Annotated in this window: 23 protein-coding genes, 2 tRNA genes and 2 rRNA genes; 18 read left to right on the top strand and 9 right to left on the bottom strand. The window is 56.8% G+C overall.

Annotated elements, in window-relative coordinates:
• From VFA09_19700 to rrf, 4 genes are all read left to right on the top strand, one after another.
• Positions 1–373: ribosomal RNA gene (locus VFA09_19700) — 16S ribosomal RNA — on the top strand; the annotation flags it as partial.
• Positions 374–576: 203 nt separating this feature from the next.
• Positions 577–650, top strand: a tRNA-Ile gene (locus tag VFA09_19695).
• A 30-nt stretch (positions 651–680) separates the two neighbouring features.
• Positions 681–756 (top strand) — tRNA-Ala (locus VFA09_19690).
• A gap of 74 nt (positions 757–830) precedes the next feature.
• A 5S ribosomal RNA gene (gene rrf / locus VFA09_19685) occupies positions 831–947 on the top strand.
• Positions 948–969: 22 nt separating this feature from the next.
• Here rrf and VFA09_19680 read toward each other — a convergent pair.
• Both VFA09_19680 and VFA09_19675 read right to left on the bottom strand, forming a co-directional pair.
• The gene (locus VFA09_19680) at positions 970–3,084 is read right to left on the bottom strand and encodes a protein kinase (protein ID HZU69508.1); all 2,115 of its coding nucleotides are present in this window, start codon (positions 3,082–3,084) and stop codon (positions 970–972) included.
• 99 nt (positions 3,085–3,183) lie between these two features.
• Positions 3,184–6,120 carry a tetratricopeptide repeat protein gene (locus tag VFA09_19675; protein HZU69507.1) on the bottom strand — a complete coding sequence of 979 codons (2,937 nt, stop codon included), beginning with the start codon at positions 6,118–6,120 and terminating at the stop codon, positions 3,184–3,186.
• A gap of 393 nt (positions 6,121–6,513) precedes the next feature.
• Here VFA09_19675 and coaBC point away from each other — a divergent pair, with 393 nt between their 5' ends.
• From coaBC to VFA09_19660, 3 genes are all read left to right on the top strand, one after another.
• Entirely contained in the window at positions 6,514–7,761 is a 1,248-nt protein-coding gene (coaBC, locus tag VFA09_19670; protein HZU69506.1) for a bifunctional phosphopantothenoylcysteine decarboxylase/phosphopantothenate--cysteine ligase CoaBC, read from the top strand.
• 79 nt (positions 7,762–7,840) lie between these two features.
• On the top strand, positions 7,841–8,236 hold the full coding sequence (locus tag VFA09_19665) for a hypothetical protein (GenBank protein ID HZU69505.1): 396 nt from the start codon (positions 7,841–7,843) through the stop codon (positions 8,234–8,236).
• A 539-nt stretch (positions 8,237–8,775) separates the two neighbouring features.
• Positions 8,776–9,258 (top strand): TM2 domain-containing protein, encoded by a 483-nt coding sequence (locus VFA09_19660; GenBank protein ID HZU69504.1) that lies wholly within the window; start codon positions 8,776–8,778, stop codon positions 9,256–9,258.
• Positions 9,259–9,605: 347 nt separating this feature from the next.
• Here VFA09_19660 and rpmB read toward each other — a convergent pair whose 3' ends face one another.
• The gene (gene rpmB, locus VFA09_19655) at positions 9,606–9,800 is read right to left on the bottom strand and encodes a 50S ribosomal protein L28 (protein HZU69503.1); all 195 of its coding nucleotides are present in this window, start codon (positions 9,798–9,800) and stop codon (positions 9,606–9,608) included.
• A gap of 356 nt (positions 9,801–10,156) precedes the next feature.
• Here rpmB and VFA09_19650 point away from each other — a divergent pair, with 356 nt between their 5' ends.
• The 6 genes from VFA09_19650 to VFA09_19625 all read left to right on the top strand — a co-directional run bounded on the left by VFA09_19650 (position 10,157) and on the right by VFA09_19625 (position 15,191).
• Positions 10,157–10,546 carry an Asp23/Gls24 family envelope stress response protein gene (locus tag VFA09_19650; protein HZU69502.1) on the top strand — a complete coding sequence of 130 codons (390 nt, stop codon included), beginning with the start codon at positions 10,157–10,159 and terminating at the stop codon, positions 10,544–10,546.
• A gap of 30 nt (positions 10,547–10,576) precedes the next feature.
• Positions 10,577–12,304 (top strand): DAK2 domain-containing protein, encoded by a 1,728-nt coding sequence (locus tag VFA09_19645; protein ID HZU69501.1) that lies wholly within the window; start codon positions 10,577–10,579, stop codon positions 12,302–12,304.
• Positions 12,305–12,349: 45 nt separating this feature from the next.
• On the top strand, positions 12,350–13,195 hold the full coding sequence (locus VFA09_19640; GenBank protein ID HZU69500.1) for a DegV family protein: 846 nt from the start codon (positions 12,350–12,352) through the stop codon (positions 13,193–13,195).
• A 112-nt stretch (positions 13,196–13,307) separates the two neighbouring features.
• Positions 13,308–14,102 (top strand): zinc ribbon domain-containing protein, encoded by a 795-nt coding sequence (locus VFA09_19635; GenBank protein ID HZU69499.1) that lies wholly within the window; start codon positions 13,308–13,310, stop codon positions 14,100–14,102.
• A 442-nt stretch (positions 14,103–14,544) separates the two neighbouring features.
• The gene (locus VFA09_19630; protein HZU69498.1) at positions 14,545–14,784 is read left to right on the top strand and encodes a hypothetical protein; all 240 of its coding nucleotides are present in this window, start codon (positions 14,545–14,547) and stop codon (positions 14,782–14,784) included.
• Positions 14,781–15,191, top strand: a complete 411-nt coding sequence (locus VFA09_19625; protein HZU69497.1) for a hypothetical protein — start codon at positions 14,781–14,783, stop codon at positions 15,189–15,191. Before VFA09_19630 ends, VFA09_19625 begins: the two co-directional genes overlap by 4 nt.
• Before the next feature lie 72 nt (positions 15,192–15,263).
• Here VFA09_19625 and VFA09_19620 read toward each other — a convergent pair whose 3' ends face one another.
• Complete coding sequence (locus VFA09_19620; GenBank protein HZU69496.1) at positions 15,264–15,869, bottom strand: DUF3090 family protein; 606 nt, start codon at positions 15,867–15,869, stop codon at positions 15,264–15,266.
• Positions 15,870–15,906: 37 nt separating this feature from the next.
• Positions 15,907–16,890 carry a D-2-hydroxyacid dehydrogenase gene (locus tag VFA09_19615; GenBank protein ID HZU69495.1) on the bottom strand — a complete coding sequence of 328 codons (984 nt, stop codon included), beginning with the start codon at positions 16,888–16,890 and terminating at the stop codon, positions 15,907–15,909.
• Positions 16,891–17,241: 351 nt separating this feature from the next.
• On the opposite strand from VFA09_19615, the gene VFA09_19610 reads away from it, so the two are divergent.
• The 5 genes from VFA09_19610 (at position 17,242) to VFA09_19590 (ending at position 20,822) form a co-directional block, all read left to right on the top strand.
• On the top strand, positions 17,242–18,045 hold the full coding sequence (locus tag VFA09_19610) for a hypothetical protein (protein HZU69494.1): 804 nt from the start codon (positions 17,242–17,244) through the stop codon (positions 18,043–18,045).
• A 44-nt stretch (positions 18,046–18,089) separates the two neighbouring features.
• Positions 18,090–18,620: a hypothetical protein gene (locus VFA09_19605; GenBank protein HZU69493.1), complete on the top strand. Its 531-nt coding sequence runs from the start codon at positions 18,090–18,092 to the stop codon at positions 18,618–18,620.
• A 143-nt stretch (positions 18,621–18,763) separates the two neighbouring features.
• A complete protein-coding gene (locus VFA09_19600; GenBank protein ID HZU69492.1) occupies positions 18,764–19,354 on the top strand; it encodes a nucleotide exchange factor GrpE in 591 nt (196 codons plus the stop codon).
• Positions 19,355–19,409: 55 nt separating this feature from the next.
• Positions 19,410–20,426: a J domain-containing protein gene (locus VFA09_19595; GenBank protein HZU69491.1), complete on the top strand. Its 1,017-nt coding sequence runs from the start codon at positions 19,410–19,412 to the stop codon at positions 20,424–20,426.
• A gap of 27 nt (positions 20,427–20,453) precedes the next feature.
• Positions 20,454–20,822 (top strand): MerR family transcriptional regulator, encoded by a 369-nt coding sequence (locus tag VFA09_19590; protein HZU69490.1) that lies wholly within the window; start codon positions 20,454–20,456, stop codon positions 20,820–20,822.
• 30 nt (positions 20,823–20,852) lie between these two features.
• Here VFA09_19590 and VFA09_19585 read toward each other — a convergent pair whose 3' ends face one another.
• The 4 genes from VFA09_19585 to VFA09_19570 form a co-directional block, all read right to left on the bottom strand.
• Positions 20,853–22,175: a glycoside hydrolase family 3 N-terminal domain-containing protein gene (locus VFA09_19585; protein HZU69489.1), complete on the bottom strand. Its 1,323-nt coding sequence runs from the start codon at positions 22,173–22,175 to the stop codon at positions 20,853–20,855.
• Between the two features lie 47 nt (positions 22,176–22,222).
• Positions 22,223–23,578: a glycoside hydrolase family 3 N-terminal domain-containing protein gene (locus VFA09_19580; GenBank protein ID HZU69488.1), complete on the bottom strand. Its 1,356-nt coding sequence runs from the start codon at positions 23,576–23,578 to the stop codon at positions 22,223–22,225.
• 56 nt (positions 23,579–23,634) lie between these two features.
• Positions 23,635–25,272, bottom strand: coding sequence for an alcohol dehydrogenase catalytic domain-containing protein (locus VFA09_19575; protein ID HZU69487.1), 1,638 nt, complete (start codon positions 25,270–25,272; stop codon positions 23,635–23,637).
• Between the two features lie 212 nt (positions 25,273–25,484).
• Entirely contained in the window at positions 25,485–26,021 is a 537-nt protein-coding gene (locus VFA09_19570; protein HZU69486.1) for an O-acetyl-ADP-ribose deacetylase, read from the bottom strand.
• Positions 26,022–26,029 lie beyond the last annotated feature (8 nt).

Genomic DNA, 26,029 nt, shown 5'->3' with positions numbered 1-26,029 from the left:
GGAGGAAGGTGGGGATGACGTCAAGTCAGCACGGCCCTGACATCCTGGGCGACACACACGCTACAATGGCCGGCACAGAGGGTCGCCAACCCGCGAGGGGGAGCCAATCCTGGCAAAGCCGGTCTCAGTTCAGATTGCAGGCTGCAACCCGCCTGCATGAAGGTGGAGTTGCTAGTAACCGTGGGTCAGCACACCACGGTGAATACGTTCCCGGGTCTTGTACACACCGCCCGTCACACCACGAAAGTCGGCAACACCTGAAGCCGCCGGGCTAACCCCCTGTGGGAGGCAGGCGTCGAGGGTGGGGTCGGTGATTGGGGTGAAGTCGTAACAAGGTAGCCGTACCGGAAGGTGCGGCTGGATCACCTCCTTTCTAGGGAGCTTTGCTCTCTGGAGCGCTCTTCAATGGAGAGCCGTTCCACACGAGAGCCACTCCCAGGTCGATCTATCTTCTCTTTGGAGAAGGTAGTCTTTGGTGAGTTTGTTGCAGGCAGGTTTTGATGATGTGGTTGTTTTGATGTCGCCTTACCACTCTTGAGTTGTCCGGGCATCCTTGATCGATGCTCACCGCCATCCGGGCTTTTAGCTCAGGTGGTTAGAGCGCAGTCCTGATAAGACTGAGGTCCCTGGTTCGAGTCCAGGAAGGCCCACCCGGTATATATGTTGGAAGAAAGAGATGAGGGGATGTAGCTTAGCTGGAAGAGCGCTGCCTTTGCACGGCAGAGGTCAGGGGTTCGAATCCCCTCATCTCCACCAGATCTTGCCTGTCTCTGTCGCTTTGCCAGCAAAGCGTTTGTATGAATAAGATGCCCGCCTGTACATGCAGGTGGGGTGGTGACTATAGCGGAAGGGAAACACCCGTTCCCATCCCGAACACGGAAGTTAAGCCTTCCAGCTCCGATGATACTGAGGGGGCAGCCCCTCGGGAAAATAGGACGTTGCCACTCCACCCGCCTGCACAGGCGGGTTTTATTTGTAGGCCGGGGGCGTCCAGATATGCACCGTCCCGTCCGCGCTGCTCGAGGCGATGCGCGAACCAGAAGCAGCGACCGCCGTCACCGGGGCGGTATGCTTCGTATACGTCGCGATACGCTTTCCTGAGATATTCCAGAGTTGCACAGTTTTATCCTCACTGCCGGAAACAAACAGCGGGTTGAGGTTATTATAATTATCAAACCATATGACGGCATTCACCTTCCCTTTATGGCCGCGATAGGTGACGACCGGACTTCCATCCGCGACATTCCAGACCTGCACGGTGCCATCATCGCTGGCCGAGGCGACCTGCGACCCATCGTAATTCCAGGCCACGGCATTGACCCCTGCCGCGTGCCCACGATAGACGGGAATGTGTGCCTGCTCTAAGTCGCCCCAGATGCGCACCGTTTTATCGGCACTGGCCGAGGCTATCAGGTCGTTGCGCGACCACGCCAGCGCCCTGATACTGCCGGTATGTCCCCGGTAGGTCTGGAAGATCCTTCCTGTATCCGCGTCCCAGATCTGTACCAGCTTATCTTCACCCCCTGAAACAATACTCGTCATATATCGCCCCCAGACAAGCGCGAGGACTCTTCCAGAATGCTTCGTGAACGCTTTATTATCATCGCCGGTCAGCGCCTCCCATATTTGAATCGACCCGTCGTCCTGGCCGCAGGAGGCAATATATTCGCTGTCAGGCGACCATGCGACCGAGGTGAGAGGAGATGTGTATCCCATGTACTTGTAAAGCAGTTTTCCATCCGCGGCACGCCAGACCAGCACGGTCTTATCGGCGCTGCCGGAAGTGATAAATTCTCCAGAGTGCGACCATGCCATCGTCGTCACCGCAGCTTTATGGCCGTAAAAAACGAAGTTCGGGATAGGGGCGAGGGCAGGGGTGAGATTAGAATCAGCGATAACTCCGGAAAAACGGGGCGTCGCCAGGAATCGACACAGTGTAACAGAACCCAACCCAAGTACAGTAGCGGCACCAATGGCCGCGCCGGCGTTGATGAACTGCCGCCGTGAGAGGCCCGGAGGAGCTCGTCGTACCTGTATCTGTGCCTGGCCCGCGCTCGCATGTTTAGGGAGCGACGCGGCATAAGGGCCATCCATTGGCAATGGGGGCGGCGTGTCTGGTGGTCGCCATAGACGTGGCGTGTCTTTTTCCTGCATACCGGCCAGCTGCTCCAGTTCCTCTTTCACTTCCGCGATGCTGCCCGGCCGTTTGCTACTATCGACCTGTACCATACGTTGCAGCAATTCTTCGACTCCAGCCAGATATGGTGGACCATAGAGCCGCAGGGGCGCAAAGTGAAAGGGTGTCTCGGCTGGATCGTCGCCGGTGAGCACCTGGTGGAGTAACGCGCCCAGACTATAAATATCGGCCTGGGGTGTAGTCTGACTTCTTCCATATTGTTCGGGGGCGGCATAGCCGGGCGAGCCAAACGGGATCGTATCTCTGGGCTTTCCCGGTACAAAATGGCGCGCGATGCCAAAATCGACCAGGTACACGCGTCCATCAGGCGTGCGCATGATATTGGATGGCTTGAGGTCGCGGAAGATAATCGCAGGCTCACGCGTGTGCAGGTAGTCCAGCACGGTACACAGTTGCAGGCCGATAGCGAACACTTCATCGAGCGGTAGTCCCGGTTGAAAGGAGGAGGACCGTTGTTTCAGGTACGCTTCGAGGGTCTCGCCCTCGATAAAATCCATCACGATGTACCAGTGCTGCGGATCGGTGAAGGAATCGTGAATGGCGGGCAGATTGGGATGCTTCAGGTTCGAGAGCAGGCGCACTTCGCGGTGGAAGCCGTCGGTGGCCTCAATGATCTGCTGGACGCTGAGGCCCCGCAGGTTGATCTGTTTGATGGCTACGATGGCATCGCCTTGCAGTGTATCTACCGCTTTATAGACAGCGCCGAAGCCGCCGGTTCCGACCTGCGCAAGAATACGATAGCGCTCCTGTAGGAGTTCATCCCGCACATGCTGCCCATCTTCCTCACGCGTATTCAGGGGACTTTGGCAGGCAAAACATGCGCTGCTCCCGGCAGGATTTTCCGCGCCACAGTGCTGGCAGTAAAGGGGGGAAGATGAAGCCTGCATATGCTATGTACCTCTTGTTTTTGTCTTGATTTCCTGGTGCCACCATCCATATTACGCTACACTACGGCTAATATTCACATCTGAAATCGCGACTGGTATTTACAGCATCCTTTCCCACTCCGCCTGAGCCAGCCCATATGCCGGCTCAGGCTCTTCTCCGGCGAGGCTATTGATTCTCGTATTGAATGCAGATTCGCCCATCTGGGCGCGGAGTCGGGCCAGTTGCTCTTTCAGGCGCTGCATTTCGGGGGAGTTCACCAGCGATAGTCCGATCCTTGCTTTCAGTAACAGGGGCAGCGCTTCCTCCAGGTGGCCCTGTTGCTGCTTTAACATGCCCAGTTCCCAGAGCGCCCTGGCAGTATGGCGACGATCTCTTAAGGCCCGCGTGGTTTCAAGGGCAGCGGTTAAAAGCTGCTCTGCCTCGTCCGCTTGTCCCTGCTGCCTGGCTAACGTACCCAGTTCCAGTATGGTGAGCGCTGCCTCGCGCCGGTCTTCAAGCTGGCGAAGGGATTCCATCGCCTCCGTGAAAAGTTGATGCGCCTGCTCTGGTTGCCCTCGTGCCGAGGACAGCACTCCAAGTTCGCGTAGTGTGAGGGCGACCTGGCGTTGATCCTGAAGATCACGGAAGATGAATAGCGCCTCGTCCAGGAATGATTGCGCCTGTTCAAAACGTTCTTGATGGCGGGCCAGAATGCCCAGCGATTGGAGCGTGAGTGCGATATTGCGCCGCGCCTGCAGTTCGCGGAAAATAGCGAGCGCATCTTCATAGAGCTGTCGCGCCCGCTCGAACTGGCCCTGGTCGGTTGCCAGATCACCCAGATTGAGCAATGCGAATGCGACGCCCCGCCTTATCCCTAGCTGTTGCTGAATGGCCAGGGACTCGTTGAGGAACCGCAATGCCTGCTCGAATTGGCCCTGGTGCCGCGCCAGATTACCGAGATTGTTCAGGACAGTAGCAACACTGTTCTGGTCCCCCAGATGGCGGAGAGAGGCCAGCGCCTCCTCGTACAGCTGGCGTGCCTGTTCCGGCTGCCCTTGCTCTCGTGCAAGGATGCCGAGATTGTGCAGCGTAAAGGCAATACCGCGCTGGTCCCCCAGGCGGCGATAGACATCCAATGCTTCCTCATACAGCTGGCGTGCCTGTTCTGGCTGGCCCTGTTCCGCTGCCAGGTTGCCTAAATTCTTCAGCGTGCCTGCAATACCGTGCCGGTCGTCGAGTCGTCGCAGCGTATCGAGAGCTTCGGCAAGATACTGGTGGGCCTGGACGAATTGACCCTGTGCCCATGCCAGGCCACCCAGTTCTCGCAGCATCTGGGCCATGCTGTTGCGGTGCGCGTGCTGCCGCGCCCGGAGCAGGCCGTCCTGCCAGTATGCCTGCGCTTGCGCGTAGTTTCCGTGCTGCTCCGCGATTTTCCCCAGGTGCAGCAGCGCGGTTTCCTGGGCAATGTCGTCTTCTAAAGACTGGGCAGCCTGTAGTGACCGCAGCAGGTGGGCTTCGGCCAGTGAATACAGGCCGCGCGTTATCAGAAAGGGTGCGAATCGATGCACGCCTCGTATGAGAGCCGGTCGCATGTCACGCTCGAAGGCGGCCTCCAGCGCCGCGAGAATATTGTTGCTCTCGCGATCCAGGGCGGCATAGTCCGTCGAGTGCGCCTCGACGTACCCGACGAAGTAATCGATCATGCGCTCCACCACCGCTGCATCCGGAAATTGTGCCCGCGCGTAGTCGGCGATGGTCTGGTGCAGCGTATAGCGCTCCGGGCCGCTGCTCTCCAGCAGCCCCGCGTCGGTCAGCTCATCCAGGATTTCCACGGGCAGAGCGCTGACGGCCACGGCGGCATGCTCGGAGAAGGTATTGGGTTTGGGAGGGAAGATTGCCAGCGCTCGCAATCCAGTACGCGCCTGCTGGCTCACCTGCTGGTCGCTGATGCCAATCACCGCTTGCAGTGATAAAAGCGTGCCCGCCGACAGGCTGGGATGCGCGCCTACCAGGGCCTGCGGTTCGGCCAGGCGCAGGCGCTCGTCGGCGCGGCGCAAGCGTTCCAGCGCCGCTCGCAACCTGCGCGGTTGGCCGCTATGCGTCTGCGCACGCAAGTAGTTGCCCAGCAGCGTCAAAGCGAGCGGCAGGCCTCCTACGGCGGCTACCAGTTCCCGCGCCTCTACCGGCTCCGCCTGCACTACTTCCGGCGCCAGTCGCATCAGCAGGATACGACCCTCGGTTACCTCCAGCTCGGGTACCGTTATGGCTCCATCGACGGCGAAACGGTTGGCGATTTCTGGAAAGCGCGTTGTGAGCAGGTAGGCACAATTTGGACCGCCTACTTGAAAGGCCAGGGCCTCGGCGATGTCCCAGGCGTCATCGATGACCAGCAGCATGCGGCGCTGTCCGATGGCGGCATGGATAGTGCTGGCCCATGCTTCAGGACGGCTGCTCCGCGCCAGGTCAGGAGGGTTGCATCCCAAAAGCGTGCCCCAGCGGCTCAGCAATCCCAGCACATCCGGCTCGGTGCCCAGGCCCGCCCACAGGATACCATCCGTAAAAGAGGCCCGTATCTCCTCGTCATGAGCCAGCTCGGTTGCCAGGGCGGTTTTGCCAACGCCCGGCAGGCCATTGATGGCGGAAAGCGCTAAGCGTCCCCCACGCAGGAGGCGCTGCTTGAGTTGGAGCAGCAAGTTATCGCGTCCGACGAGGCCATGCTCTTGTGGCAATGGCGGTGGAATGGCCGGATCCAGCAGTGGGAATACGGAAGGTGCGAGAGGAGATGAGGTGCCCGCATTGACCTGCTCAACCGGCGGCGCATCCCCGGCCTCGTCAGTTTTTGCCGGGACCAGGCCGAGTTCGGCGGGACTCAGGCCAAAGAGCGAGCTGAGCTGCTTGCGGAAGTAAGGACTGGGTAGCGCGATACCACGTTCCCAGCGGCTCACCGTAAATGCCTCGGTGCCGACTTCACGCGCTACGTCGTCTTGCGACCAGCCCCGCTGCTCGCGCGCCCGCTTAAGCAGCAGGTTAGGGGCAGCTTTGGCAGGCTTTTTCATGACCGGGATCCTCTCAAATGATGTCCGATTGTGGCCCTGCCCTCGCAGCAAAGCATTTTCGATTGTCCATAGTGGCGCAAATATGTTTGCTGTTGTGCGTCCCTTGTGCGGAATGGCCTCGAAATAAAAATTTGCATCGCTGGAAAGGAGCATTACCGGTTATTCATATATGAAAGACTTAGAGCACTCGCATCATAGCACTTCATCAGCTTATCATGCAACCTGAGCTTTGCGTACAAAAACTCAACCAGCCGCTCTTTTAATCTACATGGTACTTCTGGTTATTGCTCTTGTAGGCTGCTTCATTCTATGCTATTGTAGCAGTACCTGCTTAGGCGGGCCTGTTGGGGCAAGATTGAACGGGCTCCCGTGTAAAGAACGAGCAAGCAAACGGTGTTACTGGACAGGCGTATTCTCGTCGGTATTTGTGGTGGGATTGCATCATATAAGGCAGTCGAGCTGGTAAGTCGCCTGCAACAGGCGGGTGCATTGGTGGATGTAATCATGTCGGAACGCGCGGAAGAGTTTATTCGCCCGCTGACGTTTTCGACGATGAGCCACCGTCCTGTGTATACCGATTTATGGGAACCTTCGGGGCGAGCCGCGGAGACGCATATTGCTCTGGCTGAGGAGACGGAGTTGCTGGTCGTCGTTCCGGCAACAGCCAATACTATCGCTAAGCTGGCGCATGGTATGGCCGACAATATGCTGACCGCTGTGGCGCTGGCAACGAAGGCTCCATTGTTAATAGCGCCCGCGATGCATCATCATATGTACGCGCATCCTGCTACCCAGGCCAATCTGGCCCTGTTGCGCGAGCGCGGGGCGATGATCGTAGAGCCGGAAGTGGGAAGGCTGGCCTCTGGAGAAGTCGGTATAGGCCGCTTGCCGGATACGCCGGTGTTGTTGGGCGCTATCCAGGTAGCATTGGGGCGCACAGGCGATCTTGCTGGCCGCCGGGTCGTAGTTACGGCGGGGGGAACGCAGGAGCCTATCGACCCGGTTCGCTTCGTCGGCAATCGCTCGTCCGGCAAAATGGGCTATGCCCTGGCAGCCGAGGCACGTGATCGCGGCGCGCACGTCATCTTGATCTCGGGGCCCGTAGTGTTGGAGGCGCCCTACGGGGTGGAGATTGAGAGAGTCGAGACCGCGGTGCAGATGCGCGATGCCGTCCTTAGAGCGGTTGTGAATGCGGATGCCCTGGTAATGAGCGCCGCCGTAGCAGATTTTCGCCCGGCAGTGGCGGCGTCTCAGAAGATCAAGAAGGAGGGCGGAGGCGAGGCGCAGGAATTCGATGCGCAGGGAGGTTTCTCCTTGCGCCTGGTGCGCAATCCGGATATCCTGGCGGAACTTGCTGCCTCAACAAATGAACAGGGAGGCGGGCGGCGCCTGGTGCGCGTCGGCTTCGCAGCTGAGACAAGCGACCTGGTTAAAAATGCGCGCCAGAAGCTGAGCGCTAAACGCCTGGATTTGCTCGTCGCTAATGATGTGAGTCGCCCTGACAGTGGCTTTGGTACAGAAACCAATAAGGTGTTGATTTTCCATGCCAACGGTCAAACGGAAGATCTGCCTGTAATGCCCAAAGCGGCGGTTGCGGCAGCCATTTGGGATCGTATCGTACCCTTAATGAACGTGGTGTAGTGTAGTCGGGAGGTGTTGTGTTGTGTTGGGAGATTTTGTTTTAGAATTATTGAGAACAAGTAATTCGCAGGAGGAATCCATGATGGATCGTGCTGCTAGCGCAGGTTTTGAAGGCATTGCGCAAATGCTGTTGGAACAGAAAAAGTTAATGGACGCTTTGGAAGCGGAGAACCGTGAATTGCGCCGCCAGCTCGCCGAGTTGAGGCGCGGCGTGGGTATCGCTGTAGTTATCGAGGGCAAGACCATTCAGCTTGCCACCGATGGAGCAGGCAACTCCAATGCGCAATCACAGGCAGCACTGCAAAGCCTGCAGAGCTTGCAAAGTTCTCAGCCTACCCAGTCCATGTCTAATGGGAACTATACGCAGTCCAATCGCCAGACGACCGGACAGCAACCGCCGGTGAATGTGGTCGGCGACAAGCGCGAAAATGGTTCTCGCAGCCCATTAGCAGATAGCTTCCTGCTCAGTCAATAACCGACTTCCCCTAAAAGCGCGTGCTGTTTTTCAATACTTGCTGCCGCGCACAGGAAACTACGATATTGTCTGGTGCAACTAAAAGTGCCTGATTCCCTGCTGGAGTGAAATCAAAATCCTTTTTTGAGTAGTTTGTTGTGCGCAGCAGCGAAGTTTTTGCCTGGCTTTCCATTCTCCTGGACAGGGATTCTTCCCCTTCGTGCCTCAGGGCTTCGGTTCACGCGCTCAGAATGACAGGCCCCGGAGACAGCCAGAGTCTCCAGGGCCTGTCATTCTGAGCGCAGCGAAGAATCTCCGGCGCGCTTCTGAATTCGCCTGAACTCACCTCGTCCTGGAGATTGCTGGGGAATTACCAGGGTCACGAAACTCTTCCCAACTCGCCGCATTTCCTCTATAATGAGGAAGGTTTATACTGGTATTGGTGGAACGAAGATTACAGGGAAACGGGCTTAAAAGCGCCCGTCTTTCAAGCGGGGATGAAAAGTCCGCGCCGGAGGCGGAAGCAACTCCAGCGAGCCAGGAAAAGAGGAGAGAATAACATGAACGACCAACCAGGATATCCATCGCAATGGCCGCCACAGCAGCCGCAGCCCGGTCCGCCACCCTATGGACAGCCACAGAGGGGATATGAGGGCCAGCAGCAATACGGGCAGCCTCAACCACAGCCACAATATGGGCAGCAATATGGACAACCTCAACAGCAATATGGACAGCCGCAATACGGCCAGCAGCAATACGGGCAGATACCGCCTACCCAGTACGCGCAGGGCTACGGCCAGCAGCCTGTATGGGGAGCGCCGGTAACGGGAGTGACGCAAAAAGACTGGTTGACCACACTCCTGCTATGCATATTTCTAGGCGGATTGGGCATACACCGTTTTTATACTGGGCATACCGCTGTTGGTGTGGTGCAACTACTAACGCTGGGCGGCTGCGGCATCTGGGCGCTGATCGACCTGATCATGATCATCACCGGCGATTTTCGCGATGCGAATGGTCTGCCCCTACTGCGAACGCAATGAGAAGAGCTACACTCAAATCATACGGGAAGGCCTGTTTTTTAGTACTCCTTCCCGTCTTTTTTGTGCTGGTTCCCACCTCGTGGTTTGAGAATCGGCCTTCTTTGTGCCTGGTTCGCGCCATTTCCGGTGTTCGTTGTCCCGGTTGTGGCATGACCAGGGCCATTTCCTGTGTTTTTCATGGGCAATTCAGGAAGGCCTGGGAGTATAACAGGCTGGTGGTTGTGGTGTTTCCTTTGCTGGGTTACGTGTGGCTAAAAGAGGTAGTAAATAAATAACCAGCACATGAACGCTAAAAAATCTGGCCTGCCGCGGCAGGCCAGATTTTTTAGCGTTCATGTGCTGGTTATTTATTTTGTTTTTGGTAGCTTCATCATCGTGCGCATGCAGCGCGTGCAGATGTTGACGGTGCGGGGGACGCCGTTGATCTCGATGCGGCGGCGCTGCACGTTCAAGACGAAGCGGCGGCGCGTGCGGCGCTGCGAGAAACTCACATTATTGCCATGCATCGGCTTGCGTTCGCATATATCACAACGACCTGACATAGTTTTTACCTGCCTTCCTCTCTATTCTCCTATACATATGCCCAGCTCTTCTCAGAGATTTGTACCCTTCTGTGAAGTAACACGGCCACCGGGTCATCCATTCCCTGCTCTGAGTAGATATACTGACTGTGTCGTGCCGGTTCTGCTTGATAATCATTCGCGCTTTTGATATACTGCATGTGTTTTAATCTCTTGCGATTTTTGGAGCGGCCATTGATATGGCAACGCCCAGGAGAGAACCCGGACACGCCATGCGAGTATATCACGATACGCTCGTTTTGGCAAGAGATCGCAGCGAAGAATCTCTGCCCAGGTTCTGGAGAATCACCAGCGAAGCGAAGAATTTTAAAATGCATATGCCAAAGACAGTTGCCATCCCGCCAGAACACACATTACGCCCTCTTGGTAAGATCGAGGTACTGCCCAATGCCATTCATAGCATCGCGGTACAGGCGATCAGTGAGTGCTATGGTGTTGTCGGCATCACTGCCCCGCGCCTGCGCAACGGGCGTCCGGTCTTTTTGCCACCGGGGCAGCTCAACCGGGGCATACAGATGCGCGTGATCGACGACCAGATCATCATCGATGTGTATGTAGCATTGGAATATGGTTTGCGTATCTCCGAAATCGCGCATAATATCATGAGCAGCGTCAAATTCTCTATCGAGAAGATGTTAGGGGTGCCTGTGACGCAGGTCAATGTCAATGTGCAGGGACTGGGTAACAGCGCCAATACTAGAGTATAGATAGCAGGTAAGCTACCTGTTGGAGCCAGCATGCAGGAACAAACACCGCACACGGCGGTACGCACGCAACGATTACGGCGCATCAGCGTATTTGACGGCCAGGACCTGAAGAAGGCCATGCTGGCAGGCGCGGCCTGGCTGGAAGAACACCGCGATGCGATTAATGCCCTCAATGTCTTTCCCGTGCCCGACGGAGATACCGGCTCCAACATGGCGGCCACCATGCAGGCCGCTACGCGCGATATCGTCAATAGCGACGAAATCTCGGCCGGTGTGATGGCCGCGAAAATAGCGCACGGCGCGTTGCTGGGAGCGCGCGGCAACTCCGGCGTGATTCTCTCACAGATTTTGCGGGGCATAGCGCAGGCGCTGGACAAAAAACAGACATTCACGGCTACCGACCTCGCCAATGCCTTGCAGGAGGCGCAGCGCATGGCCTATCGCGCCGTCATCAAACCGGTCGAGGGCACCATCCTGACCGTGGTGCGCGAAACTGCCGAGGCGGCAAAAAAGAGCGCCGAACGCGACGATGATCTGGTGACGCTGGTGCAGGAGATGGTGATGGCGGCACGCCAATCGGTGGCTCGCACTCCCGACCTGCTGCCAATTCTCAAGCAGGCGGGCGTGGTCGATTCCGGCGGCCAGGGGCTCTGCACCATTCTGGAAGGCGTATGGCGCTACGTGCGCGGCGAATCGATTGTGGCACCCGGAACAGTACCCGCTCCATCAAGCTCCTCAAAATCTCCCGTGCTGTTGGAGCAGCCGGAGCCAGTTGTCAAAAAGGGGCGCGTGCAGATCGAGGAAGAATTTGGCTACGAAGTCGTCTTTCTGCTGCGCGCCACGAACCAGAAGCTGGATATGGAGGCCATTCGCCAGGCCATCATCGATATGGGCGGCGTCTCCACCGTGGTGGCCGGCGATGAGCAGATGCTTAAGGTGCATACGCATACCGAATGGCCGGGCAAAATTCTCGATTATGGCGTAAGCCTGGGCAGCCTGCTCGACATCAACATCGAAAATTTACAGGAACAGAGTCTGACCTATGCCGCCGAAAGCGCCGCCGAACATGCCTCTGATGCTGTACCGGAGAGTCCCGTGACCGGCCAGATAGCCGTTGTCGCCGTCGTATCGGGCGCGGGCTTCGAGAAAGTGTTCTCAGGCCTGGGTGCCAGCGCTGTCGTGCCGGGCGGGCAGACCATGAATCCCAGCACCGAGGAACTGCTCGCGGCGGTCGAGGCCGTCAGCACTGACAATGTCATCTTGCTGCCCAATAATAGCAACGTTATCTTGAGCGCGCAGCAGGTGCCTCATCTGACTACCAAACAGGTTGCCATCATTCCAACAGATACCATGCCCCAGGGCATCGCCGCGCTGCTCGCATTTAACTTCGAGGCCGATTTTGAGGCCAATTGCCAGGCCATGACCGGGGCAGCAAAAAATGTACAGACGGCGGAGATTACGACCGCTGTGCGTTCGGCCCAGATCGGCGGCGTGCGCGTGCGCGAAGGCGACTACATCGGCCTGGTCAATGGAAATCTGACGTTCGCCGGACAGGATATAGCACGTGTGATCCGCGAAACGCTGGAGCGCATGAACATCGATAACTATGAAATCGTCACGCTTTACTACGGCGAAGATGTGACGCGCGAGCAGGCAGAAGAAACGGCCAGGCATATCAAGGAACAGCACTCGCATCTTGAAATCGAGGTCGTCGATGGTGGCCAACCGTATTATGCCTATATTCTTTCAGCGGAGTAGGGGCCGATTGATCGGCCTTTATGATTATTTTTGAGAGGTGGTTTTATGGTTGTTCGTATCGTCACAGATAGCACGGTGGATATTTCACCGCGGGAGGCGGAGGAACTTGGGATCGTCATCGTGCCGCTCACCGTCTTTTTTGGCGACGAAGCCTACCTGGATGGTGTGGAACTCGATAATGCCACTTTCTACCGCAAGCTGGCATCGAGCAAGTCCCTGCCGCGCACATCGCAACCATCACCGGCCGCTTTTCAAGCAGCCTATACGCGGCTGATCGACGAAGGGGCCGATGCCATCCTCTCCGTTCACCTCTCGGCAAAGCTGAGCGGCACCTATCAATCCGCCTGCACCGCGCGCGACACACTGCCCGAAAGCGTCCGCAAGATTCCTATCGATATCGTAGACTCGCAAAATATCAGTGTCAGTATGTCGCTGCCCATTATGCAGGCGGCAAAAGAGGCGCGTGAAGGCCTGGGGCTTGAGGAGATCAAGGCTCACCTGCTGGATACACTGGCAAGGACGCGCATCCTGGCCGTGCTGGATACGCTCGAATATCTCAAACGCGGTGGGCGTATTGGCGGCGCCAGGGCGTTTCTCGGCAATATGCTCAGCGTCAAGCCTATCGTCTCCTTAAAGAATGGCGAGGTCGTGGCCGTAGAGCAGCCGAGAACGCGCAACAAGGCATTTGAACGCGTCGCGCAACTGGTCAGCGAGATGGGGAATATCGAACACATCAGCGTTGCCGAATCAAGCGAGGAGGTGGGCCAGCAACTTGTTCAGGTCTTGCGCAAGACCTATCATGGCGAGTTACCGATCTATAAACTTGGCGCCGTCCTGGGGACGCATACCGGCCCCGGCACTGCCGCCGTCGCGGTTATCGTCGCTAAATAACCGCGTATTTACTATTGTTTTTGGTAGGGGGCCAGATTATAGAGTTTGGCAAAATACCGTAGTAAAGGTAGTGGGTCGATTTATCGGTCCCACAGAAACGAGGTTCCAGTACATGTCACAACGTTACGTCGTCCCTAACATCTACCAGGATATGAGCGATCAATCGCAGGGGTATTTCGCATTCCGTTTCACCTGCCAGGAATGCTACTGGTCGGTCGATACCAGGCCAATCCGATCCAAAGTCAGCACGGGTCAGAACGTGCTGGATATCGGTGTGGGCCTTTTAGGGGGATTTTGGGGACGGGCAGCCGAGGCGGGCGAGCAGATTTATGGCTCAAAATGGCACCAGGAACAGGCCGATGCGCTCCAGAAATCCTGGGCCGAGGTGCAGCACGAGTTTCATCTCTGCCCCAAATGCCATCGCACGGTATGCATGCGTTGTTTCAATGCCAAACTGAATCTCTGTACGTCTTGCGCTCCCGACCTGAAAGCAGATGGCACTATGTTCCAGCACGAAATGAATATCGAGGCGCAGCGCAAACAAATCGAGCAGAATTATCATGCCCCGCAGTTCAATACTGAAGCTATTCCATCAGCTGCCACTCCTGATCTTGTCAAGCCCGGCACCGGGAGCGGCGGTTTGCCTCGCACTGCTGGCGGTTCGCCCATCATTGGCGATGCGCCATCTCCCTCGGCGGCGATCTTTGGAGCCAGTGCTACCGGCGGTTATCCCCAGGGCGTCATGTGTCCTACGTGCCGCAGGGTGGGACCGCCGGGAAAATTCTGCCAGGATTGCGGCACCAGATTGCCCCTGCCCGACCTGTTCTGTCCGAATTGCTCAGTGCAGGTCGAAAACAGCGCTCGCTTCTGCCCTGAGTGTGGCGCAAAGCTGCAAATGGCAAACTGATTCATTCAAAAATCTCTACAACCAACCATTGACGTAAGGCCATTTGTTACGTACAATTAACAGTAGGAAGTCTGGGGTGCGTAGGGTCCAGAGGTAGCGCGCCCCACCGGGTGTAGAATCTACCTATCGAGCCTATCGCCTCAATGCAGTGAAGCGTAGTGCGTTTGAATTGCTGCGGCCAGGTCAAGCACGCGGGCTAGAAACCAACTATTAAATCAAAACGTAATCCTCTTAGGATACCCTGATGGGTATCAACGCCTTGTATGTACGTACCATGTAGCGTAGTTCGTTTTTGTAGTGGTTAATCTAACGATCGGCTTGTTCTGAGGGTGTGTTGTTGCACTTCCATCCTCGGCAGGCCCGCTCAAGGTTGGGTATTCGCCTCGTTTCCCACCGGAATGCGAGTCGATGCCCCTACATCGAAGGAGGAACGACTGTGGGAATGTTACGGGTGATGTCACGGCGTGGTGATGACCGGATTACCTGGGATGAGCAGAAAGTTCTCGCCGGAGACCCGGAGGCTGCTGCTGCTGTTCGTGAAGCAGAGCGTATTTTCGCTCAGGAGCGCTCAAAAGGCGCCACTGCCTTCCGAATCAACCCTGGCAAACCGGCCGAGCGTATTGAACAGTTCGACCAAACAGCCGAACAGATAGTCCTTGTCCCGCGAGTCGTTGGCGGTTGACATTGGTTGCTCAGGTATTGACTATCCTGGGTTGGATCGTCGTCGCGCTGGCGGTCTGCCCGATGTTATGGTTGATTTTTCAGCCGTACTTCAAGGGCTGGTCGCGTGCTGAACGACGCGCGGCTCATTTGCAGCGTGATCTGCTTACGCCTGAACAAACTCGACAACTTATCTGGCGGGGTTACCTGGAGATTCCAAGTCCGACCGATCCGGGTCGCGTGTACCGTGTCCCGCGTAATAAGGGCTACATCCAGGTCATAGAGCATGGTCGTGCTGTAATGCGTTTGTGTGTCCAGCCGGTTGAGCGTCTGCCTGACGCAGACATCGTTGTACTCCATAAACTCATGATAGAGGCAAACGAAGCATATTACCTCGAAAAGGCAAATAAGTACCTCTGCGTGGACTAGACTCGAGTAAAAGAAAGCGGGCCAATAGTGCTGGCACCCGCGCGGGTGCCAGCACTATTGGCCCGCTTTCTTTTACTCCTCTTCTTCTTCCTCGTCGTCTTCCACTATCTGCACGATCTCACGATGTCCATTCTGCTTGACGCAGGCATGCGGCCCACCATCGAGCGGTGTATGGCAGAGAGGACAAATCGGCCTTCCACTGCTTATCAGAGTGCTTATCGACCGTGTCAACTCCTGCGCCTGCTGAAAGGTAAAGAGAAACGAGATCGCCTCATCCTCCAGCAAAAGAACCTGGGGTTCCGTCGACCCCGGTTCCATGCGTATCTCCATCGGCACAGCTATCAACGCCAGTAATTCGCGCCTCTCTTCGTAATTCAGCAGCAGTCGTCCAATCTGGAACTCGTAATCGGGGCTTTTAGGAAATGTAGCCGGCATTTCGATGGGACGAGGTGGCGGGCCGGCCTGCGCCTCTGTGCGCAGTATGCGCCCTTCCGTCAGTTGTGCCAGAACACGATCTAATGCCAGCGAAAGATTACTCAGTTGTTCCTTCTCCAGCCACATGATGGCGGAAAGCGCCGGGCGCTGGCCCTGGACAAAAAGACGAAAACGACGTTGACCGGGCTGGCCTACCGCGTCAGCCCCCAGCACCTTCACAACACCCAGATCTGCAGTACTCATAGCACAAAAACTCCCTCTCTCTACCTGTCAGGGCGCCTCAATATCCTCGCGCCGGGTCATACCTGTTCAGCAAGGGCTGGCCCGTGCGATAACGGCGCAGGTTTTCAGCAAACAATGCCGCCAGCCGCTCATCATAATGGATACTGGCTCCCGAAATATGGGGAGTCAGTATGACGTTCGGCATTGCATATAGAGGACTGGAGGGCGGCAGCGGCTCCTCTTCTGTCACATCCAGGCCCGCCCCCGCGATCCACCTTTCGCGCAGCGCGCGAATCAGCGCCTGCTCATCGAGCACCCGCCCGCGCGCGATGTTGACAAGATACGCATTGGGTCGCATTGCCCGCAGTTCAGCTTCGCCGATTAACTTCTCCGTCTGAGGCGTCAGTGGGACGGCAATCACCACGTAATCGCTGATTGCCAGCAAATCGTGCAATTTGTTCGCCGGAAACAGCTCATCCACGTCCGCGTCTTTCTCTCCCTCGCGCACTGTACGCCGGGTAGCAGCGATACGCATACCAAAGGCCCTGCCGAGCTGCGCAACGCGCCGCCCGATGCTTCCCAGGCCCACGATTCCCAGCGTCTGGCCCGCCAGTTCGCGTCCCCCCAGATTGTACCAGCTGGCGCTCCGTGCCCAGATGTGTCCATCCTGCAGGCGTACCATCTGCGGCCAGTTCCAGTTGAACATCAGCATACTGCCGAACACATACTCGCTGATAACCGTCGAATGAATGCCTGTAGCGGTCGTAACAATCACCCCGCTGCCGGCATCAAGCAAACCGGTCGGTTGTAGCGCATCGACGCCGGCGCCTGGGTATTGCAGCCAGCGAAGCCGCGGCGCCTGCTCGCGCCAGTTCGCCGGCACCATATAGGTACATAAAATCTCCGCGTTATGCAGGTGCGTTGCAAGCTCTTCAGCATTTGATACACATACGACGTCCGCACTTGCCGCTGCCTCGCGGAGCGCCTGCTGCAATGCAGGCGAGAATGGAAATGTACTCACCACAATTAAACTACTAGACACTATCAAATACTCCTTGCAATGAAACTTTCACGCTTTAGTCTATCCGAAGGGAGGGGCGTTGGCAAGGGGTAGAGGCTAGATTTATTGCGTCCAGCATGGGGCCGTTCCGCAAAATCCCTAAAGAGCATAAAACCGGTAGAAATGAGCCTCTGTATGTCTTAATGCTGTGACTTTGCCAGTCGAGAACTGGCCTTTTTCGCTATCCTTTCACCTGAAGAGGGGTGCTAGCTCATCCTGCGTGTTCTGCTGCCTGATGGAACCAACCAATCCTACTACAAGCTGATCCAGGTCTCCTACCTGCAGGACTGCTCCACCGGCAGCTACGTCTCGCCCTGCCCCAGCGGCGATACCGTGCGCGATGTTGTCATCAAACAGATCACCTACGGCATCAGCAGCGATCTCAAGACGATCAGCACCACTAATACGGCCGGCACCATCGACTTCAGCTACCTGGCCCCGTTCGCAGATGGCAATTGGGCCACCGCCTACGACTACAGCAAAAATGATCCGTGCAGCAATCCGCCGGCTCCTCCTCAGGCCCGCTGCGATGACCCGGTGCAGAAGTCCGGCGGCTTTACCGCACCCTCCGTGATGGGCACCTTCACGCTGGTGGGCATCACCAGTTATCTCAATCTGGACAACTCCAGCAATGCCGCCTTTGGGTACAACTTCTCCTACGGCGACCCGGGCTACTGTGCCGGCGAGCACCTGCTCGAGCAGATTCAACCGCTCGTCTACCAGAATGGCACCGCTCACCAGCTGCCCGTCGTCACCTTTGGCTATACGCAGCTGACGGATACCTACTACGATAGCATGGACCAAAATCAGAAGGGCCAGCAATTTCAGAACACCACGCGCTGGTCCTACCTGAACAGCTATCAGGACCTCAACGCGGGCATCGGCGCTTCGGTGATCTACCAGCGCGCCTACAACAACAGCGATGGCACTCCCACCATCAAGAATCAGCACGGCGACATCACCGACAATCGCTATGATGCCCTCTACTGCACCTGGAATGTCTCCGATTGCTCCTCTGGCAGCTATAGCGGCCATTATGCCCATCCCGATGACCTGGCCTGGAGCGTGCAGGTGGTGCAGCAGCTGATCTCCTCGGGGTCGGACAGTTCGTCACTCACGCCGGCCACCACCTCCTAACGCCGTACCAGTATCTCTACTGCAACAGCGGCGCCCCGCACCAGTTGAGCGGGGTCTATGCCGCCGGCTCGACCTGCTCGAGCAAGAGCGGCAACGTCTACGGCACCAGCTACGATCAGTGGGGCAACCTCATCGGCCGCACCTACAGTGGCAGCACCAGTACCCTGACCTATGACATCCTCGACCACCTGACGCAGTGGTACGTCGGCAGCACCAACCAGGAACAGTATCTCTACGACGCTAGTGGCAACCGCATCCTGCGTCGTTCGACCAACAGCAGTGGCACTAGCTTGACTCTCTACGCCTTCGGCTTAGAGGAACACCAGTACAGCGCAGATGGCAGCACCAATCAATCCAACACCTACTATTATTTCTTAGCCGGTCACCTGCTGGGTTCCAGCGATGCCAATGGCACGTCCTTCTACCTGACCGATGCAGAGGGCAGTATCCTGGCCAGCATCACCAACCCGGCAGGTGGCGCCGTCATCAAGGAGAATCAGGTGTTTGATCCCTATGGTAATGTGAGCTACCATGCTGGCACGCTCAATACTGCCAAAGGCTTTTCTGAACTATAATTGAGCTATTTAGGAGCCTGAGAGAGGGCCGAGTTATGATTCAAAAACTTGACACCCATCGACTCAAGTTTTATACTTTGAAGACGATAAAAACAGCTTAAAAGCACTATTCTTTTCAATGGAATAAGGAGATACACGTTGTTATGGAAGAGTCCCAGGAGTTAACGTCGGAACAGGATCAGAACGGGGAGCCAACAGCAAAAGAGGAAACGCCACAGCAGGAAGCCGCTCCCGCTCCTTCCCCCGAAGCACAGAGGATTGCCGAACTGGAAGCGCAGCTGGCGCAGGCTAAGCGAGAAGCCGCCGAAAATTGGAACAAATACCTGCGCGAGCGCGCCGATATGGAGAATTTCCGCAAGCGCCAGGAGCGTATGGCGGTGGATCGCGTGCAGCGGGAGAAGCGCGAACTGTTCCAGAAGATATTGGGCGTGATGGATAACGTGGAACGGGCCTTAAAATATCAAGATACGATGGACTCGCAAGGGTTGCAGCAGGCGTTGCGTATGCTGATGTGGCAGATGAATGAGGTGATGCGCGGCGAAGGATTGACCCCTGTTGCCACGGTAGGCGAGACTTTCGATCCATATGTGCATGAGGCAATCGAGGCGGTCGAGGATACGGACAAGCCCGAAGGCACGGTCGTTGAAGAGGTGCTCAAGGGCTATAAGCTGGGCGATGAGACGCTGCGCCCGGCACGCGTGAAGGTAAGCGCGGGCAATAAACAGGCGCAATAAGTATATGTACGGCTTGCAGTGCATAAAGTAAAGGCCACACAGAAGGGGCCGGACGATGGATTACAAAGATTATTATAAAATACTCGGCGTCTCGAAAAGCGCCAGCGCGGACGATATCAAGAAGGCCTTTCGCAAGCTGGCGCGCAAGTATCATCCTGACGTCAATCCTGGCGATAAGAAGGCCGAGGAGAAGTTCAAGGAGATCAACGAGGCCTACGAAGTACTTTCTGATCCCGATAAGCGCCGCAAATATGATACGCTTGGCCCGAACTGGCAGGAACAGTTTGGCTTCTCGCCAGGCGCCGGCAGGCGTACTTACACGTATCGCAGCTCGCCAATGGACTATGATTCGAGCGGGAGTTTTTCCGACTTCTTCGAGGCGCTGTTTGGGCGTGCCGGAGCGGGTGCCCAGCGTCCTGGCGGCACGCGCCCGGATTATCGCCGGCGCGTGGGCGATAATATCGAGCAGCCAGTTGAAGTGACGCTGGCGGAAGCCTATATTGGCGCTACCCGCACCTTCAACATCCAATCCACCGAGGTGTGCCCGCTCTGCCGTGGTACGGGGGAAGTTGGCGGCAAGCCCTGCACGAATTGTGGCGCGCAAGGCATGATTGCGCGCAGTAAACGCATCCAGGTCAAGATTCCAGCGGGTGTCGATAATGGTTCCAAGATTCGGGTCGCGGGCGAGGGACAACCGGGGATCGGCGGCGGACCGCGTGGCGATCTCTTCCTGGTGATCAGCGTCAAACCCGACGCGCAATACGAGCGCAAGGGCGATGATCTTTACGTCGATATCGATGTGGACCTGGTAATTGCGATGCTGGGAGGCCAGGTGCCTGTGCCCCTACCGGATGGCCGCAAGCTCATCCTGACCATACCTGCTGAGACACAGAATGGGCGTCTGTTCCGCCTGGCCGGTAAAGGTATGCCGCACCTGCGTGGTGATGGCAGCGGCAATCTCTTCGCACGCGTCAAGGTAGTGCTGCCAATGGGACTCACCACCGAGGAACGCGAACTGTTCGAGCAACTGGCACACAGCCGCAGGGGCGGGGTTGAAGCGCACTCAAAATAAGATGAGAGCAGGAAGGAGGGGTGTACGTTGGCCGAAAAAGACGACGGCGCGTGGTATGTGATCAGTGTAGCGGCAGTAAAAGCCGAGGTACATGAGCAGACGCTACGTCATTATGAGCGTCTCGGGTTGATCTCTCCTGCTCGCAAAGGGAATAGTCCGCATAGCCCACGCCTCTATTCTGACCGTGATATCGAGCGCGTCGTGCAAATTCGCCGTTGGATGCGCGACCTGGGCGTCAACCTGGCCGGCGTTGAGGTCATCCTGCACATGAAGGACCGCATGGAACAGATGCAGCAGGAGCTTGAGGAAGAGATGCAGCAGATGCAGGACCAGCATGCCGCCGAGACACGCCGCTTGAAAGATATCATCGAGCGTTTGCAACGAGGGTCGTCGTGACCTTGGTGGCGTCCCTCACCTCTATCACTGTTACGCCTGCGCCACCGGGATGATATGGTATTGCATCTTCAACGCGATAATCCTCGTGACGGCCTCGTTCACGCGAACCATGGAGAGCGTACCGTCCTGCAAGGCGGCTTTCAGACCGTTGATCATATCCATCATCTGGTAGGGGCCGATTGCGCCGAGCAGCATGTCGTTGCCGGCGTTCAGCGCCAGCACTCCGGCCTGTGCTAAATTCCATTTCTCCGCGATTCCCGTCATCCATAAAGCGTCGGTAATCACGACACCGTCGTAGCCAAGCTGGTTGCGCAGGATATCGGTCATGAAGATGTGTGAGAGTTCGGCGGGCATCGTAGGATCAATGGCAGGCATTAGCAGATCGGTTGACATAATCATGCCAGGGTTGTCCAGCTTGTTTTTGGATTGGATGAAGGCTTTGAACGGCGCGAGTTCCACGGAGTAGATTTGAGCGGCGCTGCGCTTGATGACGGGCAGGTCGTAGTGCGCATCGGTAGAGGCCGCTCCCAGGCCCGGAAAATGCTTGAGGCAGGCGATCTCGCCATCGCCCTGGACGGCGCGCAGGTAGGCGCCACCGAATTTGATCACCGATTGCGGAGTATAGCCCCAGGTGCGCAGGTACTGGTCGGGGCCATCGACTAACTGCACATCCACGTCAGGAGCCAGGTCGGCGTTGATGCCAAGCGATTGTAGATCACGCGCGATTCTGTTCCCGGCCTGAGTCGCCAGGTTGACATTGCCGGTTTCATAAATCTCAAGCGCTCCTGGATGATGCCCGAAGATGTTCTGCACGCGCTCCACATATCCCCCTTCCTCGTCGGCGGCTATGATGAGTGGAATGGTGGCGTGTTGTTGCGTCTCAAGGATATCATGGCGCGTTTGCTGGAAGGTCTGCATTTGAAAGGCGTACATGATGACGCCCCCTGCATGCAGCTGGTCAACCATCATCTCCAGCGCCGGCGAGTAGTACTGGTCGTAGGACTGCACCATGAAGAGCTGGCCGAGTTTCTCATCCAGCGTCATATGCGAAACGTACAGCTTTGCCAGTTGCTTATATTGCATATGATTCATGAGATGGCCGAGGTCATTGACCTGCGTGGTATCGAGCGGCATCTGGATGAAAGAACCTGAAACCGCCCCGTTTGACTGCAAGTCAGATATATCGCTAAATGCTTGCAGGTTGACATCTCCACCCACAATGACAACCAGGGCCAGCAGGAGCAGCAAAATGAGAATGGCGAGCGTCCGGCGATAGCATGAATAGTGGTTTAGAATTGAGGAGCGTAGCGATATCCGCCTTACTATGCCTGGTCGTTTGCTTATGTTGGACATAGAAACTCCTGCCTGAGGGGGCTTCCGCCCCTACAATGATGCTCGATTTATGATTGTGGGGGGATCGCGGGCATCAGATGATCTTCCATTTTCAAGGCGATGATGCGAGTCGCGGCCTGGTCGATACGGGATTTCAGCAGCGTGCCGTTTTGTAGGGCTGCTTTGATGCCCTCAATCATGGCTTCCGTCTGAGCTGATCCGGTGGGGCCGAGCAGCATATCATTGCCGGCATTGAGCGCCAGCACAGCGGCTTCTGGCATGCTCCAGGTCTGAGAAATGCCCTGCATGTATAAGGCATCGGTAAGGACGACGCCATCATAGCCGAGCTGGTCGCGCAGGATATCGGTCATGAAGATGTGCGAGAGTTCCGCCGGATATTTCGGGTCGATGGCGGGCATTAGCACGTCGGTCGGCATAATCATGCCCGGATTGAGCAATCGATCAGGCGATTGAATGAAGGCCTTGTATGGCGCGAGTTCTACCGAGTAGATTTGCTGCTTCGTGCGATTGACGACCGGCAGGCTGGTGTGCGCATCGGTGACGGCGTCACCAAGCCCGGGAAAATGCTTGATGCAGGCAATGACGCCCGCGCCTTGCAAGGCCTTCATATAAGCGCCGGCAAATTCGATGACGGACTGCGGGGTATCGCCAAATGTGCGCGTCACCATATCGTAGCCGTTGACCAGGTTGACATCGACATCGGGCGCCAGGTTCTCGTTGATGCCGAGCGACAGCAAGTCATGCGCCGCCTTCAATCCCTGCTGGGTGGCTACATTGGGATCGCCGGTAGCGGCAATATCGCTGGCCGACATGCGAGGGCCATAGATGTGCGAGAGGCGGTGAACATACGGGCCGCCCTCTTCGTCCGTCGAAATGAGCAGCGGAATACTGGCGTGCTGCTGCATCTCGGCAATATCGTGTTTGGTCTGGTCGAATGTCTGCATCTGGAATTCGTACATGATGACGCCGCCCGCGTGCAGGTTAGAGATCATGTAATTGAGATCAGGCGAATAGTAGGTATCCGCGTATTCAACCATAATCAGCTGGCCGATTTCCTCGTCCAGGGACATACGCGATACATAGAGGGCCGCGAGCTGTTTGTACTTCATATAGCCTGTCAGATGCATGATGGCGTTGATTTGAGCAGCATTGAGCGGCGGCTTCACAAACGGGCCGCTCGCCGCTGATGCCGTAGGAGTATTCAAGCCACTTGAGCTATTAAGCAGGCTGGAGCCGAAAATAGCGCCCAATGTGATCAGGATTGCCAGGGCTGCCAGTAAAATAAGCACCGGCCCGCGCCGGCGACGCTTTGGACGTGAGGCAGGCGCGCGTTTGGCAGGTGTAGTATATTGAAGCTGGTCAGGCCTGGACGGCCTTTGGGAATCCTGATTGGAACTAATCATATATTCTCCTGACAGGCAAATGTCGGGGTTTCATAATAATCCTGATCAATTCTATTTTATGGGTTTTCATTGGACGCGGGTGATGGCGCATCTACTCCTTCTAACGTTTCAGGAGCACCATTTGTTGCACCAGTTGGCTGCGCATGCGCGTTCTCTGCTGCATCTTGAGATATTTGTATGTCCTCAGTGTTTTTAGGCAATGGTTGGATATGAATTTGCCTGGTGCGTCTTAGTTTTGGCACGGTTACCGTCCTGTCGTCATCTACTTTTATCGAAGGGGGTAAAGTTGCCGGTGGCTGCAGTATGTCGCTATTCGCCTTCGAAGGCACGGGAGCCCCGGTATGACGGGAGATCTCTTGTGGAACAGCCGGTTCCTCATTATTCAAAGGTGTGGCAGGTTCTGGCGCCTGCGTTATCGTAGTCGTGGCAGGACGGCGCTGGCGGCCCGTTGCGCGCACATTGGGTACGACCGTTGCCGGCATCAGGGCATAATCGAAAACGACCTTGATGGCGCGGCTCTGGGATTTGCCGGTCGAGGCGCTAAGCGCATCCTTGAAATTACTCAGCGCGAAACGATGGGTTATCAATTTTTCGGGCTGTATCTGGCCTGATTGAATTAACTCGGTCGCTACCGAAAAGGTGGAGCGATGTTCGCGCGAGCCGATGGGCCAGGTTTCCATGCCGTGAGCCACTGAACCGAGCAGGTTGACTTCCTGGTACCAGACAGGGCTGAGGTCGATATGGACAAGATGCAGGTTGACTCCAATGAGAACCACGCTGCCACCGGCGCGAGTCCAGCGCAAGGCATCATGGAGGGTGCGCTGCGTGCCGACGGTATCATAGATGGCATCGTAGCCGCCCAGCATCATCTTGTTGCCGAACATGCCGCTATAGAGCTGCGCGCCTGTCGTGAGTTTGACGCTCTGGTAGGTATCCTGGGGATAGAGGATGTAGGATGCGCCCATGCGCGTGGCCTGTTCGACCTGGAAAGCGTGGCGGGCCATCACGCTAACGCGCGTCTGCGGGGCAAGGGCGCGCAGGACTTGCAAGACGAGCAGCCCGATAGTGCCCGCGCCGATGATGAGGACATGGTCGCCCGGACGTGGAACGTGGCGCAAGACGGCATGTACGGCGACGGCAGAGGGTTCGAGCAGCACGGCCTGTTCATCGCTCATCGTGGAGGGGATGCGAAAGAGTTGCTTTTCCGAAAGCAGCATTTCTTCGCTCCAACCGCCGCCAACCGGCTCCGGGCCAGGCAGATTGCCCTGCTCGCACAGGTTGTAATTACCGGCGGCGCACGAACGGCAGGGCGGCTCGACTCCCGCTGAAAGGCAGCTGGGGCCGCTTTGAAGCACCACGCGATCACCGACATGCAGGCGTTTTACCTCGTCTCCAACCTCGACGACCTCGCCGACGACCTCATGTCCGGGGTACGTGTAGGTGTGACCCGGCAGGGCGGCAGGCGCGCTGCGCAGGGAGCCATCAAGATAGATCAGGTGCAGGTCGCTGCCGCATATGCCTGCGAGGTGATTGCGCACCCGCACCCAGTCAGACGATGCAGGCAGTGGTTGCCGTGGCAGATTCTGCACCTGCAAGGGAGCAAACGAGGAGAAATAGGCGCCGCGCCAGACGCGCCCCAATAACTGGGTCATCAATACGCGCCTTGGGTTCAGTTCCAGGGTCGATGTCCACATGCCGGATACCCTCCTTGCCTCAGATGTTCATATCGACGGCCTTCGATAGATTGATTGTATCTACCTGTTTCATCTTGTTTTCGTGTTCCTGAAGTGTACCATGAGTGCGCAGAAGGGTCAACGCGAGGGGGAAAATTGGGGGAAAATCTAATCAATAATTTGAACGTCAGCAACCTGCCAGGCGTACGTCTGATAGGTTGCTGGCGTTCAAATTATTGATTGACTACATCACTCATGGCTCTTTCATAGGCCTGATATGCCTGGTCCCCGTACAAAACTACGAGTACCTGCTTCAGACTCGTTGGCTTCTGGATGTGCTGGACGATGGTGCGCAGCGCGATGGGAGCGGCCAGATGCAAGGGATAGCCATAGACTCCTGTGCTGATCGAAGGGAACGCGATGCTTTGTACAGAGTATTGCTCGGCCAGGTCGAGGCAGCATTGATAGGCACTGGCAAGCAGGCGTTCATCCTCCTTGCTGCCACTGTACATGGGGCCGACGGCATGGAACACATATTTCGCGTGCAGATTGCCCGCCGAGGTTGCGACCGCGCTGCCGGTGGGACAGCCGCCGATTTTGCGGCATTCCTCCATAATGGTGGGGCCGCCGGCGCGGTGAATGGCGCCATCAACGCCGCCACCGCCGGCCAACCATTTGTTCGCCGCGTTGACGATAGCGTCGGCCTGCACCTTCACAATATCTCCTTGCATCAACGCCAGGGTTACACCGTTGATGGTATAGGTCGCCATAAAAACAT

Source organism: Ktedonobacteraceae bacterium (genome assembly GCA_035653615.1).
GTDB lineage: Bacteria > Chloroflexota > Ktedonobacteria > Ktedonobacterales > Ktedonobacteraceae > DASRBN01.
This window is presented reverse-complemented; position numbering and strand designations above follow the sequence as displayed.

Excerpts from the sequence above, each read along its gene's own strand:
- VFA09_19640 (HZU69500.1), top strand. The coding sequence starts at position 12,350 with ATGGTTGTTCGTATCGTCACAGATAGCACGGTGGATATTTCACCGCGG.
- VFA09_19580 (HZU69488.1), bottom strand. The coding sequence starts at position 23,578 with ATGATTAGTTCCAATCAGGATTCCCAAAGGCCGTCCAGGCCTGACCAG.
- VFA09_19595 (HZU69491.1), top strand. The coding sequence starts at position 19,410 with ATGGATTACAAAGATTATTATAAAATACTCGGCGTCTCGAAAAGCGCC.
- VFA09_19660 (HZU69504.1), top strand. The coding sequence starts at position 8,776 with ATGAACGACCAACCAGGATATCCATCGCAATGGCCGCCACAGCAGCCG.
- VFA09_19570 (HZU69486.1), bottom strand. The coding sequence starts at position 26,021 with ATGGCGACCTATACCATCAACGGTGTAACCCTGGCGTTGATGCAAGGA.
- VFA09_19665 (HZU69505.1), top strand. The coding sequence starts at position 7,841 with ATGATGGATCGTGCTGCTAGCGCAGGTTTTGAAGGCATTGCGCAAATG.
- VFA09_19620 (HZU69496.1), bottom strand. The coding sequence starts at position 15,869 with ATGAGTACTGCAGATCTGGGTGTTGTGAAGGTGCTGGGGGCTGACGCG.
- VFA09_19600 (HZU69492.1), top strand. The coding sequence starts at position 18,764 with ATGGAAGAGTCCCAGGAGTTAACGTCGGAACAGGATCAGAACGGGGAG.
- VFA09_19635 (HZU69499.1), top strand. The coding sequence starts at position 13,308 with ATGTCACAACGTTACGTCGTCCCTAACATCTACCAGGATATGAGCGAT.
- VFA09_19630 (HZU69498.1), top strand. The coding sequence starts at position 14,545 with ATGTTACGGGTGATGTCACGGCGTGGTGATGACCGGATTACCTGGGAT.
- VFA09_19585 (HZU69489.1), bottom strand. The coding sequence starts at position 22,175 with ATGTCCAACATAAGCAAACGACCAGGCATAGTAAGGCGGATATCGCTA.
- VFA09_19675 (HZU69507.1), bottom strand. The coding sequence starts at position 6,120 with ATGAAAAAGCCTGCCAAAGCTGCCCCTAACCTGCTGCTTAAGCGGGCG.
- rpmB (HZU69503.1), bottom strand. The coding sequence starts at position 9,800 with ATGTCAGGTCGTTGTGATATATGCGAACGCAAGCCGATGCATGGCAAT.
- VFA09_19650 (HZU69502.1), top strand. The coding sequence starts at position 10,157 with ATGCCAAAGACAGTTGCCATCCCGCCAGAACACACATTACGCCCTCTT.
- VFA09_19575 (HZU69487.1), bottom strand. The coding sequence starts at position 25,272 with ATGTGGACATCGACCCTGGAACTGAACCCAAGGCGCGTATTGATGACC.
- VFA09_19645 (HZU69501.1), top strand. The coding sequence starts at position 10,577 with ATGCAGGAACAAACACCGCACACGGCGGTACGCACGCAACGATTACGG.
- VFA09_19680 (HZU69508.1), bottom strand. The coding sequence starts at position 3,084 with ATGCAGGCTTCATCTTCCCCCCTTTACTGCCAGCACTGTGGCGCGGAA.